The sequence below is a fragment of the Chryseobacterium aquifrigidense genome, assembly GCF_006716485.1.
GTDB lineage: Bacteria > Bacteroidota > Bacteroidia > Flavobacteriales > Weeksellaceae > Chryseobacterium > Chryseobacterium vietnamense.
Genome location: NZ_VFPD01000001.1, coordinates 1,051,823 through 1,066,231, shown reverse-complemented (window position 1 = coordinate 1,066,231; position 14,409 = coordinate 1,051,823). Strand labels below are relative to the sequence as shown.

Annotated in this window: 11 protein-coding genes and 1 tRNA gene; 3 read left to right on the top strand and 9 right to left on the bottom strand. The window is 35.4% G+C overall.

Going from position 1 to position 14,409, the window contains the following annotated elements; genetic code table 11:
* The first annotated feature begins 6 nt into the window (after nt 1-6).
* The 3 genes from FB551_RS04710 (at nt 7) to FB551_RS04700 (ending at nt 2,500) form a co-directional block, all read left to right on the top strand.
* The gene (locus tag FB551_RS04710; protein WP_142015526.1) at nt 7-1,437 is read left to right on the top strand and encodes a S41 family peptidase; all 1,431 of its coding nucleotides are present in this window, start codon (nt 7-9) and stop codon (nt 1,435-1,437) included.
* A 408-nt stretch (nt 1,438-1,845) separates the two neighbouring features.
* Nucleotides 1,846-1,917 (top strand) — tRNA-Arg (locus FB551_RS04705).
* 268 nt (nt 1,918-2,185) lie between these two features.
* Nucleotides 2,186-2,500, top strand: coding sequence for a hypothetical protein (locus FB551_RS04700; RefSeq protein WP_047431135.1), 315 nt, complete (start codon nt 2,186-2,188; stop codon nt 2,498-2,500).
* Nucleotides 2,501-2,659: 159 nt separating this feature from the next.
* Here the strand turns inward: FB551_RS04700 and FB551_RS04695 are convergent, their stop codons facing one another.
* The 9 genes from FB551_RS04695 to FB551_RS04660 all read right to left on the bottom strand — a co-directional run bounded on the left by FB551_RS04695 (nt 2,660) and on the right by FB551_RS04660 (nt 14,148).
* Entirely contained in the window at nt 2,660-4,153 is a 1,494-nt protein-coding gene (locus tag FB551_RS04695) for a hypothetical protein (protein ID WP_226798620.1), read from the bottom strand.
* 125 nt (nt 4,154-4,278) lie between these two features.
* On the bottom strand, nt 4,279-4,437 hold the full coding sequence (locus tag FB551_RS23190; protein WP_156121424.1) for a hypothetical protein: 159 nt from the start codon (nt 4,435-4,437) through the stop codon (nt 4,279-4,281).
* A gap of 289 nt (nt 4,438-4,726) precedes the next feature.
* Nucleotides 4,727-7,690, bottom strand: a complete 2,964-nt coding sequence (locus FB551_RS04690) for a response regulator (protein WP_142015523.1) — start codon at nt 7,688-7,690, stop codon at nt 4,727-4,729.
* 245 nt (nt 7,691-7,935) lie between these two features.
* On the bottom strand, nt 7,936-8,301 hold the full coding sequence (locus tag FB551_RS04685; RefSeq protein WP_047431139.1) for a VOC family protein: 366 nt from the start codon (nt 8,299-8,301) through the stop codon (nt 7,936-7,938).
* A 60-nt stretch (nt 8,302-8,361) separates the two neighbouring features.
* On the bottom strand, nt 8,362-8,949 hold the full coding sequence (locus FB551_RS04680; protein WP_142015520.1) for a TetR/AcrR family transcriptional regulator: 588 nt from the start codon (nt 8,947-8,949) through the stop codon (nt 8,362-8,364).
* 129 nt (nt 8,950-9,078) lie between these two features.
* Complete coding sequence (locus tag FB551_RS04675; RefSeq protein ID WP_185150200.1) at nt 9,079-9,465, bottom strand: hypothetical protein; 387 nt, start codon at nt 9,463-9,465, stop codon at nt 9,079-9,081.
* 13 nt (nt 9,466-9,478) lie between these two features.
* Nucleotides 9,479-11,224, bottom strand: coding sequence for a CocE/NonD family hydrolase (locus tag FB551_RS04670; RefSeq protein WP_142015517.1), 1,746 nt, complete (start codon nt 11,222-11,224; stop codon nt 9,479-9,481).
* Between the two features lie 511 nt (nt 11,225-11,735).
* Complete coding sequence (locus FB551_RS04665; RefSeq protein ID WP_142015514.1) at nt 11,736-12,869, bottom strand: T9SS type A sorting domain-containing protein; 1,134 nt, start codon at nt 12,867-12,869, stop codon at nt 11,736-11,738.
* A gap of 892 nt (nt 12,870-13,761) precedes the next feature.
* Entirely contained in the window at nt 13,762-14,148 is a 387-nt protein-coding gene (locus tag FB551_RS04660) for a Rid family hydrolase (RefSeq protein ID WP_167497820.1), read from the bottom strand.
* Nucleotides 14,149-14,409 lie beyond the last annotated feature (261 nt).

The window sequence follows — 14,409 nt, the reverse complement described above, 5'->3', positions numbered from 1 at the left end:
ATAACTATGAAAAAATTGTCCTTCACGATTATAGCAGCATTTCTGTTCTGCTCAGTGGATGCTCAGATACAAAATGCCGGTTTTGAAAACATGACCGATGGATTACCTAACCAGTGGAATGTAAAAAAAGCAGATTCATACGAAGGGAAAATAGATTACGCACAATATTTCGGAGGGAAAGCCTCCATGCAGCTTACAGGAAAGGCTGATAATGCCAAAAACTTTCAGTCTTTTTCTCAAAAGGTTCCTCTTGACATTCAGAAATTACAGAAAATAGAAATCAGTGCTTATGTAAAATCTGAAAATACGAAGGGAAAAATTAATCTATGGACTCAGGTTAAGGATGAAAATGGAGAAATGATGGACTTTGGAAATTCAGAATCACAGCAAAATGCTATAGCCGTCAATAAAGACTGGACAAAATATTCTTTGGTTTTCACTGTTGATAAAAATGTAAAGAGTCTTCTTCTCGGAGGTGTATTCTCAGGAAACGGAACGGTTTGGTTTGACCATTTTGAAATGAATACAATTCCATTTTCAAATGAAGAGCCTTCAAAAGCATCTGCAAAATATATTCAGGACTTTAAGAATATTGTAAAAAAGAATTCGATCTTTTCAGATAAATTAGACTGGCAAAATATTGACACCAATCTTCAGTATCTTTCAAAAGGCATGAAAACCATTGATGATACTACCCCGGCATTACGGTATATTTTGCAAAATCTAAGGCAGGCTGGTGATAATCATTCATTTATTTCCGGTAAAGAACGTTCAGAAAAGCAAAAGAAAAGCAATACCATTGAGACAAAACCCGATTCAAGACTGATAGACCAGAATATTGGCTATATTTCAGTTCCCGGTTTTGGATCCTTAAACAAAGAGGTTGGAAATGATTTTGCCTTACAGATCCACAATATGATTAAAAAGCTGGACTCTGAAAATACAATTAAAGGCTGGATTGTAGACCTGAGAGGGAATACAGGAGGAAATATGTATCCTATGATCGGAGGTCTCGGAAGCCTGATTGGAGAAGGAACATTGGGGTATTTTGTTTATAAAGACCAAAAATCTCCATGGATTTATAAGGACAGAAAGTTTGGTGATAACAAAATTGCAGAACCTTATAGCCTTAAAAGCGGACAGGCTAAAATTGCCGTTCTGATAGGCCCGAATACGGCAAGTTCCGGAGAAGCTACAACAATTGCATTTATTGGAAAAAGCAATGTAAAACTCTTTGGGAAACCATCGGCAGGATACACTTCGGCCAACAGTATTTATCCATTAAGTGACGGTAAAAGCTTTGCCCTGGCTTCTTCTTATGAGATGGACCGAAACGGGAAAGTCTACTATGGGAAAATTGATCCGGACGTTCCGGTAGAATCCCAAGAGGGTCAGGACATGGATATTGAGACGGCAAAAACCTGGATTTTAAATTAACCCCAGACTTATCCACAAAAAAATGTGGATAACTTGTGAATTTTAACATTAAATTCATATTTCGTATTAAAATTATTACTACATTTACTATGTAATAAACATCGAAGTGGAAACTTTATTTGCTTTTCTTACTACTCTTGAAATTGCAATTAAATTTGAAATAAAAATTTAAGCACAGCATTGTCGGCTGTGCTTTTTATTGTTGTCTAATTAAAAAAATGAGATGTATTTATCTACTGGATCTGCCTCTAAAGGGCAGATTCTTTTATCCATATACCCTTTTTAAATAATTTTCAAATAATTTTTCTTTCTCAAAAAGCACAAAAAATACAAGTATCCTTTTCCCGATCGCCATTCCTGTATTATTGCTGATTATTAAATAATTTGTATTTTTATGATTCAAACCCAGGCCTCATAGTTCAATGGATAGAATAGAAGTTTCCTAAACTTTAGATCCAGGTTCGATTCCTGGTGAGGCTACAAAAACTAGAAGTAGCAACTTGGCTTCCTGTTTATTACACAAAACAACCATGGCATTTTAACCATTTTTCCAGAACATGTCTGACTTTTACACAGTACATATCCTTGAGTTGTCAGCATCTGCTTACACTATCTATAAATATGAATGTCTTTTTATTATCGGTTCAAATCCATCTTTAAGATCTGTACTATTATGATCTTGCTCATATCATTCCTAAAGTTAAATTTCGAAATTTGATTTTCAACCCATACACCCATACAATATATTATGAAAAAATTATTTTTATCAATAGCAGCAGCAGGTTTCATTATTTCGGCATGTAAAAAAAAGGATACAACAAATAATGTCTCTGCTAACGACTCCGCCTACCCTCAGAAGAATTACTCTGATACTGCAGTTTCAACAGCTGGAGATACTCAAAGTATTAAAACAAGCAATGACAGTATTAATACAAAGACTCACGTCGGAGGAAGAAAAACCAGTAATAATAATACAGGTAATGGTACGGGCAATATCAACGCTGCAGTTTCAGACAGTGCGCATAACCTGCAGGGAAGATCCCGAAATGTAAACAAAAAGTAATTGAAATTCAATTACTTTTACATGTCAAAACCGATATAAAAAAACATTTTTTTATATCGGTTGTACTGAACCACACAAAAAGAATTACATTTTTAACCGCGCGGTTATATTTTTAACCCTCTAAATGGTGTGTATAATTGAGTTCAGAAAATAATACAATTATTTAATTGTTATTGTCATATTAGGTACTACGATATCCCCTATTATCCCTGTATAACGTTGTGCAAATATTTCAATATAATCATTGGTGGATAATTCGGTTGTACCGTTGATAGGCACTACCACAATATCATTTATAGCAGCTCCTCGTCCATATACTTTATACTGGCTGATTGCAGTTCCGTTTTTTGCGATATAGATGATATAAGTTCCGGCAGCGGGCACCTGGAATGACACAGAACCCGTTACCTGGAAAATTCTTTTCTTTTTCCCGACGTACTTTAGTCTGTTAGGAACTCCATCCGTAGTAAATCTGAAAAGATTTGAAGAAGTAGAAACAGATGAAGCAGTACCGATTTTTACAATATTGCTGGGATTAGAACTGTTAAAACTCACACCTATTCCCGTCCCCACTGTATAATCTACTGAAAAATCTCCGACTGCATTGGTATCCGCTTCAGTAGGAAGTCCTGCGGCTCTTACCGTCCAGCTGTTATTAAAATTATATCCGGAATACGTTCCTGTAGTATAAGGCTTAACATACCCTGCTGTATTGGTTCCTGTAAATACAACGGATTCTATCACCGCATCTCCTGTAATGGTTAGCCCGCTTGTAGAAACATCAAAACCGATGGCTGAGCCATTGACCTGGCTGAATCCTCCCTGTTTTTCAACCGATGTAAAGGTTCCCGTAAGCTTTTCATAGGTACCTGAATTATTAGCCGCCCATCCCATATTGCTGAGCAGAAGCTGCCCGATATTATTATAGGTAATACCATTGCTGTTTCCAACAAACTGGATAATACTGAGAAACACCAGTCCAAGCCCCGAAATGGTTCCCACACTGCTCGAGTTTGCTACTACACTATCTCTGAAAATAAGGTTCTGGGTAGCAGTACCTGATATATTAAAAACACTTCCCGATGCTGCACTAAGGGTAACACTCTTAATGCTTCCACCTGTAGATCCTTCGAAAATATTTCCGGTGGTCCTGACAATAATATCATTATTGGTATCAAGCCCATGTACATAAGCATTATTAAGCTCTATCGGTTTGTCAAAAACTACCTGTCCATTAATTTCATATAATGTATCAGCATTCAAAAGGTACTTTGCTCCTCCTCCTGCACTTAGCTCCGCTGCGAGTACCGTGGCTAAAACATCAGTAGACTTTATGAGTTTAAAGTTTAATCTGTCGGAGGTATTACTTCCTACAGGATACCACGCTGCCGTATTGGCGGCATAATAATAAAGCAATTTGAGGGTAGTATCGTACACGACTAGTCCATCCGCAGGCGAAACAATAGCAATCCTCTGCGATGTTGTCAGACGGGGAGGCAGAAGCCCGCGGGTTGTGGAATTAAGATCTAAAATAGAGCTGGGGTGAGGAGTTGTTGTATTGATCCCAACCTGCCCACTAACTGAAAATACAGTAAGGAAAGCCATTAACATCATAAAAAGTTTTCCTGTAAAAGAAATTGTTTGCGTTTTCATATTAAAAGATTTTGGTGTTTTGGTATTGTTACAGTGGATGTTCAGGGATACGGTTCATCGGGATAACACTAATTTTGTGTTATCCAAGGGTTATCCCAAGTAAGAATCAGTAAATCAATAAGAGTCTACAGTACTGTATACTTTTCGTAAAATGGCGTAATCCGTGTTCTGACAATAATTAAAGATACCAGATCATTGGAAACCAAACAGGATATGGTCATCGTTTTGTACCATTTGTAGATCATAACTGTAATCCATCTGCCTTTATCAATCAGTCTATACATCTTTTTTTTAAAGTACATTATGACAATGTCTTTCCTCTTGCCTTTTAGTGAAAATAAGTCTATCATAATCTTTGGTAATTTTTAGTTTAACAAGTTTTTATGTTGTCCTTATTTCATGGATAGTTTTATTATTCCAAATATGGTGAAATAGTTAATACTTTCTTATGACGCAGATCATAAAAATTCATGGTTAGTTACTTTTTATTAATAAAATAATATTATGACTATATTCAAAATATATTGTCACCTAGTTAACAAAAGAAACCGAGCCCTATTTTTTTCATAAATTTTAAATGCTAATATATTTTTTAAGTACTTCAAGAAGATCCGCCTGCCTTATAGGTTTGGGAAGAAAATCATTCATTCCGGCTTCAATGCACTTTTCTTTTTCACCCAGCACATTTCCAGCTGTAACGCCTATGATAGGGACATGTTCATATCCCGGCAGCATTCTAATATTTTGTGTTGCCTCAATACCGCTCATTATCGGCATCTGTACGTCCATCATGATAATGGAAAACTGTTTTTTCCTGCATTCTTCCAAAGCCTGCAGCCCATTGACTGCTTCCGTTAGATGTATACCGGGAGCAAGAGATTTCATTATTCTGTTATTCAGGACCATATTCACGACGTTATCATCAACCAAAAGCACTTCTAATTCTGAGGCAAATACAGGCGAAACTTTCTCAGACTGATCCTTCGTAATTTCTACTTTATTACTTTGGTCTACCGTTTTTAAAGTTTTGTATAGATCATGTGATTTGATGGGTTTCAACAGTAAATGTGCATTTTCTATTTTCCTGACTGAACTAAGTATGCCCAGCTCTTCAGAGGAAGAAGAAAGTACTATAAACGGAGAAGTCTCATTTCGCTGATTGAACAGCCCCGTTATTTTATCTATTGTTTCCAATCCGGACATAACAGGCATATGATAATCCATCAGGATCACATCAAACCGCTCTCCTTTCAACAGGATCTCTAAAGCTTCCATCCCATTGGAAGCTAAGGTAGACTTGATATTTTTATAGGTAAGCATGTGCTCAAGAATGATCCTGTTGGTTTCATTATCATCAACCACCAGGGCCGTCTTAATAGTTATTTCCTCCTCCTCTTTCAATTGAGGGATCTCGTAAGGAATCTCAATATCAAAGAAAAATACAGAACCTTTTTCCATTGTACTGCTCAGTGACAAATGGCTTCCCATATATCCCAGGATATTGTTCGAGATCGTAAGCCCCAGACCCGTGCCACCATATCGTTTACTGATGGAACTGTTTTCCTGAGTAAAGGCATTAAAAATGTATTTCTGTTTCTCAACAGGAATACCGATCCCTGTATCCCTTACCGAGAAGCGCAAAGCAATGATGTTATCATCCATGCGTAATTTCTCTACTTTTAGCTCGATCTCTCCCTTTTCTGTAAATTTCACAGCATTCCCCAAAAGATTAATCAAGATCTGTTTTAACCTTGCTTCATCGGTAAAAAGTATTTTTGGAAGGCCCGGTTCAATATTGAGAAGAAGTTCGATATTTTTTTTCTGGGACTGATAAATAATAACATTGATTACCTGACTCAACATATCATAAACATCACATTTTTCAATCAAAAGCTCCATTTTTCCGGATTCTATTTTAGAAAAATCCAATATATCATTGATGATGCTCAGAAGATTTTCTCCTGACTCATTGATGTAATTCAGATATTGCTTCTGTGTTTCATTCAGTGGTGTTGTGAGGAGAAGATCTGAAAATCCAATAACTCCGTTTAAAGGAGTTCTGATCTCATGACTCATATTAGCAAGAAATTCGGATTTTGCTTTGCTGGCTATATCTGCTGTTTCTTTGGCATTTTTCAGCTCTTCAGTTATCTTTACAGCATTTGTAATATTCTGGATGGAAATAATTACGCCCCCTACTTCATCTTTTGTAAGATACCAAGGTCCGACTTTAAGGTCGTAATGCTGAATTTCTTCTTTTCCTTCCACCTTTAACATAAAGTCACTGTTGATGTATGTTTTTCCCAACAGCGCATTGTTATAGATATCATTTCGTTCTTTGGGAATATTCGGTGATATTGTGAAAAGATTATTACCGATAAGATCTACATTATTCATATTAAATTCCTCTCTCCATCTGCTGCTTACAGCAATATAGTTAAGGTCTTTATCAAACATCGCCAAAGGAACAGGAACATCAGTGGCAAAAGACTTCATTATAGCCTCTTTCCGGGTAACCTCAAGAAACATTTTTTTGAAGGCATCAATATCCTGAATGATTCCGAAAACCCTTTTACAGGTATCATCTTCAAATTCAGGAATACCTTTTACTCTTACCCAGATCGTAGCGCCATCATTACGCAAAAGCTGAAGCTCCTCATCAAAAGGAATTCCTTGTTGTATTGCCCTGTTAAAAAGATATTTTATTCTCTCACTACTCTTTCCTCTGTAAAATTCAAAAGCATTTTCAAAAGTAGGCTGGAAATTATTTTCTACTTTGTGGATTTCCCTTGTACTTTGAGACCAGAAGAGCTTTCTGGTCTTCATATTGGCTTCCCAACCTCCTACCTGGGCTACTGAGCCTGTTTCCTCAAGCATTTCCTTGGTATAAAACAGATCGTTTTCTAACTTACCACGCCGGATAAGGTCAGATTTTAGTTGTATATAAACAAAAACGGTTACACCAATGGCAGCAATGGCAGAAAAGATAATAAACAAAACAGTCCAATTGGAAGATTTGTCCAGATCTTCGTTTTTTATGGCAAGTTGAACTTCCTCCTGTTGTACAAATTTCTGAACGAGCATGCGGCATCTGTCCATAGCCTTCTTGTTTTGTACAAGTTCTTCCGGACTCACTACTATTCCTTTTTTACGGTTCTCAATAAGCAAGGCATATTCTTTCATCAACATTTCTGAAGTATGCAGCAATTCATTTAGGACGTTAATCTGATCTTTATCTCTAAGATTAAGTCTATCTTTGTGAGAAACAAACTGCGGATATTCATTCCTGCTTTCATTGAAAGGCTCAAGAAAATTTTCCTGTCCGGTAAGCTGATATCCCCGATTACCCGTTTCAGCATCTAAAAGAGTATTTAAGATATCTTTTGCCAGGCTAATAGATTCCTTACTTTTTAATAAGTTTTCTCTATTCTCCATCTGCTTATGTATGCTTATATAAGATGCTATAGAACTAGCAATCAGAAGTATCAAAGAAATAACTACTCCTATTTGAAGATTTCTTATAATTTTTTTCGGCATTGAATAGTATTTTTGTAATAAAATACTAAAAATAGGTCATTTTGTAATATTATCAAATTAATTTAAAAATTTGTCAGCAGATATTGAAAATGAAGTGCAATTAAAGTTGCTTAAAGATGGATTGATCAACTTTACAAAAGCTTATTTTGAATGGTATTCTTAGTATTTTTCTCCAAGCAATCCTTTAGGACTCAAATTCAGGTTTCTAATACAAAGAACAATTAAAAATATTCTATTCCAGCTGCTTACATCCAGGAAAGGTAATGCCCTACTTCAATGAATATATTTTCGAACCAGAAGTAGAAAGCATAGCTGTTCCTAATTTTTCTGGGTGACTGCTGTATTGCTATACCATCTTTAATCAATTTTTGATACAGATCATCAACCTCATCCAGGTGATTTAAAATAAAACCTATATGGAAGTCTTTTGGATAGGTGGTATCTTCATTTTTACTGTTCATCAGGACGAGCGTAAAATTTTCTTTATTGCTTAATATAGCAATTATGTGTTCTCCTTTTATAAGCTCACAAGTGAACTCAAAATATTTCTCAAAAAAAAGAACCGATTTACGTACATCGGTAACGACGAGGTTCAAGTGATTAATTGTCATAGTATCAATTTAAATGGTTATATATTATCGAACATTCATTCGATTAAAAATTAAAATTTTTTATGTTTGTAAAGCTTTTGCGACCAGCTCGAAAGTTTGCCGTAAATTTTGGGCAGTTAATGAAAATGGCTTACCGGACATCGTAGCTTTATCAAGATGGAATTTGATGAGTGTATAAAAAGGTCCATAAGCGACAGTCCAAAACACTTCAACTGGTAAATCCGGTATCTCTTTACGCATCACAGCGTTTTTAACAAAGTCACTCATTATTTTCCTGAAAACAGTTTGCTGGATGCCCTTTGTATTGATTAGTGGCGAATTCCTGAATTGTTCATGGAAACGGTATTCCAAAGGATTTTGTAAGATATTTTCAAGTCGGTTTTTCCATTGAAGCCACAATCCTTCTTTAAACTTTAACTGAGCATCAAACCCGATCAATGCTTCCCTTTCAAATTTATTATGTACCTCAATATAGAGCTGATTCACCAGATCTTCACGGTTTTTAAAATAAACATAAATGGTAGATGGAGATATGGCAGCCTTTTTTGCCAGTTTCTGCATACTAAACCCATCAAAGCCATTTTCCACGATCATCTTTATGGCCTCCCGGCGAATGATCAGTTCTTTTTTGTCATCTTTTAATCTCACTCTGCAAATATAAACGAATAATCATTCGATTAAAAAAAATTAACACTTTTTCGTATATATACAGCCGGGACCGCTGTTTTAAAATTACCACCTGATTAAATCTCTACAGCTATATTACAACTTTAAAAGTTATTCTTTTACTTTCAACTTTTTTATATAGAAATCAGGATCAATATCAACTTGATCAATAAATGTATTTCCCAAATCATATGACTGCCAGGAAGTACTTGGTGAAAACCAGTCTTCAATACCGATAATCTTCATTGGCATTGAAAAATTATGAATACAATTTGTAAATCGATACTGCAATTGATGGTCTTTTATAAAATATTCCAGTACTGGAATTTGGGTAGTTCTCAGATACTGATCAAACACAGCATTAAAATCTAGTCCTGACTGACTATTGATATAATTTTCAATTTGTTTTGTGGTGACGACCTTATGATAAAATTGTGTATTTAGCCCATGTAGAATTTTTAAAAATTTCTCATCATCATTTATAATAGTCTTAATCATATGGAAATATTGGTTATTTTAAAACAGGAACCTCAACAAAACTATCATTAAACCATTGGACAATCAAGGGTTCTTTTGCATCGGCAATGGTTTCCGTGGTTACTGTTTTTCCGCTTCCATAGTTCAGTTCTGAGAAAGGATTTTTGTTGACATTCAGCACCACTACCAACCGGCTTCCTTTCTGCAGCTGTTTGCTGATCAGGTGGGTATTTTCAAATATGATGGTTTCTTTTTTACCTGGGGTCAACAATTTTCTTTTAGTATTGTCTTTGCTATAGCTCGCACGGCCGATATAATAGGAAAGATGAAAATATTGGCCTCCAGGTGTGAGTTCATAAAGGGTAACTCCCAGATCTACATCTTTTTTGTTGATACTCAGTTTTATATTTCCTAAAAATGATCCGTTCACAATCATAGCATCCAGAGGGTCACTCATGAAAATATAACCGTTATCGGATACACTTTCCCGAATAACAGGATCAGGATAATAGTCATTATTATTGATTGTACGATCTGCAAAATCTATTTTCTGAATCAAAAACTGATTGGGTTCAGGCTTATTTCGTCTTAGCAAATACTCATTATTGCTGACTTTATACGAACTTAGATAGAATTTCAAATAAGTGTTATGCATAGCCTCCAGTGAAGCTGCACTTCGCCATTCATCCGTTCCCATGACCTGATAATTGATTTTATCTTTCAGAAAAGCCGGTTTTTCTGTACCGTTCAGAATATAATCCAGCCACTGATATGTGTATTCCTTGATAGGGAATAAAGCATTTTTACTGACTGTATATCCATTGATAACTTCCTGTCCCCCCATTTGTGTTCCAAAGTGACCATAAGGCCCAATCACCAGATAAACCGGAGTGTGGGGACTGTATTTATTGAGCTCGCGCAGATAATAAATTCCTGAATTCTGAGAATCATTATAATAACCGTCAAATGCCAATACGGGAATAGTAATCCTTGCAAAATCTTCTTTATACGGAGCCATATTCTGCCAATAAGAATCAAAGGCAGGATGACTTATCCAACGCTGAAAAAGCCGGTTTGGTGTACCATCAATACTGTCCATTTTATTGTAGGCTACTCCGGTTTCCCACCATCTGAACATCATATCACGGAACCTCTTCCTGTCATCCCCCGTTTTATTATCCAGATATTTATTATTGCTTACGTAAAAAGACCATTCGTAATTGGGATTGATAAAAATATTATTTTCCATGGGAAGTCCCATTCCCGGACGATTGGCAACGTAAGGAACAATCGTTTTCAGTGCAGGATGAAGATTTTTTGCTGCTGCCCATTGTGTGAAACCATTGTAGCTTCCTCCATACATTCCTACTTTGCCATTACACCATGGCTGTTTGCTGATCCAGTCAATGACATCATAGGCATCTTTTCCATCAGTTTCATACGGATAAATTTCAGATTTGCTGAAGCGCTTTCCTCTTGTATACGCCATAACACCTACATAACCTCTATCTGCAGCTTCTTTAAGCGACTGCATATCGCGTCCCTGATCCCGAACATAGATTGTGAATTGTAATATGACAGGTCGTGGAGTATGGTCATCTTTTTTACTTACCACAATTGCAGAAATCTCCTCTCCATCTTTTGTACGGATCATTACACTATCCTGAATACTGTACAGACTTCCCTTTTCCTGCTGACTGACCCATACTGTTTGTTGAGCCTGTACGGCGGGTATCGGAAAAAAAATCAATAGAATCAGAATAAATGTATATACTTTCATGAGGTTATTGTTAGAGAATTAATAAATCTTTCTGTAATCATTAGTATCTAATGGTTAAGATGCTGGCTAAAGGCTTCATATTAGTTTCTGTTAAAACGTTTTCCATTTTATTTAACTCAATACTTTGCAGCCTGTGTAAGGATGGTTATATTATTTTAACTATATAATGAAGACAATTATCATCTCAAAACTGTTACATCAGAGTCAATTGCTTTTCCAGACTTCATCTGACCGTTTTTTAACAAAGTATCATAAGGTGAAAGTAGAAAATTTGGATCTAGTATATTCACAGGATCTGTGTCTACAGCCGCTTGAATATTGTATGGTCATCCATTTGATTTTTACCCTAAGTTATAAAAAGAAAAACCCCCGGACTAACCGGGGATAAAAAAACTAATAACCATGAAAACTCAAATATGAGATGAGTTGCTTTTTATGAATAGACAAAGTTTTCAACTTTGTTCATCAATTTAATACATTTTGTATAAGGGCTATTGATACTATACGCTGATTATTTCTTAATCACTTTCAGCGTTTGTTTAGAGCCATCTTTCTGGTGCAAAGTAATGAAATATCCTCCTTGTTTCAGATCTTCTAAATAAAGAACAGCATTGGGTTTATCTATAGTTTTGATCAGCTTCCCTGAAATATCAAGGATCGAAATTGACCTTACTTTGGTACTATCTGAAATATGTAATGCATCTATGAAAGGATTGGGATATAATTTAATAAGGCTGCCAGCTTTTGAACCAGAAATTTCATTAGTAGCCAGTGAAGCTTCTGTAGTGATCTCAATAATGAAATTTCCCTCTTTTGCATCAGTATTACCTTCATTCTGGCCAACATTTATATAATATTTAGTTCCCGGTACAGTGGAAATGGTAAGTGTTTCAACTTTTCCTATACCAGATTGTATTTCATTATCTACTGTTTCTACACATACAAGATCATTACAATTTCCGGTATATACTCCTATTTGATGATCCCACTCAGAAAGAGTAATAGCTTTAATGGTTGTATTCTTTCCGTCTCCTGTAAAAGAATACCAAAGACCATCATTCATTCCATCTGAACAAGTCGTTATCAAGCCATCATTGATAGCATCAACACCATCGATCTGAATCCATGCATATGGCAATTGAGGAACTTGTTTGGCTGTTGAACACTTATCATTAGAGGGTATAAGAGATACGTTGATCTTGCTTATTTCTATTTTGAAATTCCCCTCTGGAAGGTCACTACCAGAACTCTGACCAACATTTACATAGTAGGTCGTTCCCGGTAAAGTGGAAATGGTAAGTGTTTCAGCATTTCCTATACCGTACCCTTTTTCATCTACTGTTGCCCCACATATAAGATCAGTACAATCTCCTGTATATACTCCTATCTGATGATCCCAATCAGATGTAGTAGTAGCTTTAATACTGATATAACTCCCATCACCTTTAAAGGAATACCAAAGACCATCATTCATTGTATCCGGACAAGTATTTTTCAAGCCATCAGCTGGAGATGTTATTCCATCTGTCTGATCAAACGTATAGGGGAATTGGGAGACCTCTCTGGCAGTAGAACAGGTATGGTTCGTTTGCCCGAAGCTTAACCCTGAAAATGCTAAAAGAAGTAGAAAATAAGTTTTTTTCATTCTGTAATAATTTTAGTTGAGATATAAATTAATGAACGATCGTTTTGATAAGGTACCTTTTATTATGGGGCAAATCTACAATGATGATTACTGTAGTCACGAAGCAATTCTGTAGATATAAATTATAGTGGGTGTAGATTTTAATGGTGCTTCTTATCAACCTATTTAGAATAATAAATTCTACATGAATGAGAAAAGTAATGCCCTTTATACATCAGAATTTAATGTATTATCATAAAAATCCCCGGATCTCTCCGGGGATAAAATCAAATCAATATAACATGAAATATGTTATTTCTTTATTAATATATGGACGTTTATTAATGTTAAATTATGTAACCGCTTTCAAAGGAGGTGATGAATTTTCATCAGTACTTTTTATTATGTGCAAATGTACAATGATCATTAAGGAAGTAACAAAGCAATTCTGTAGGTATAAAATTGCAGTCGTGTAGATTTTGTTTGTAAATTTCTCCGTTTTGTTTGATCCCTGAGGTGTGTTGTTGAATAGTACAATGTTTTGATCTGCCTATTTTTTATTCCACGTGAGGCTATAATTTAAAAGAAAAATCCCCGGATTTCTCCAAGGATAAAAAACTTATAAAAAAAAATTTGATTAACATTTCAAAATTAATAAATCTCTATTAATAGAGTTATGATTATGGTCATAAAAAAAATTCTGTACTTTGTAAGTATAGCTACCGATCTGCGCAAAGATTATTTATTTAATTATCCCACAAAAAAACCTCCCGAATCAATGGGAGGTCATACTGTAATTTGTCAGAAATATGAAATTTTCAATGCCCAAATATAATTAAGTGTTGATACCACCGAATATGATTTCAATCATATGCCAGCTAAAAAAGTATAAACAGGTTTATTATAAAAATCTTTAAACTTTGGCTGTAATTTTAATTTCCACTTTTTGTCCGGGAAGTGCCAGCGCAGTCACTCCCACTATGGTACTGGCAACGATGCAGGACTCACCATAAAATTCCTTTCCAAAAACTTTTCTGCTTTCAAATCCTTCCTGCATATCCGTGACATAGATAACTTCTTCTGTGACGTGGCCGGCATTGAGTCCAAACTCAATCAGCAACTTTCCTATATTCTGATAAGTCTGCCTGAATTGATTGTCCATTCCTTCTGCGAGATTTCCTTCCATATCGTGGCCTAATTGTCCGGAAATCCACACCGTGTCACCGCTTTTAACAGATTGCACATAGCCATATCCCTTTTTACAGGGCATATCAAAAGTTCTGAATTCTTTAGTATTCATAATGTACTTATTTTTACAATACTTCAGAATCAATAACCAGGCGCCAAAGCAAAACAAACTGACTAGTAAATATTTACAATACAAACCTATCTGCAAAAACATACGAAATACCGTAGTTTTTTATATTTACTTTATCTCATATCATTAATCTATCTATATTGCTTCGAACTCAAAAAGAAAATTTTTCCGATCCAGGAAATGATAGTAAGAACTGAATTTATTGTTGCTTTTTAGAAGAAAATATCTCGTACTTTTCTTTAT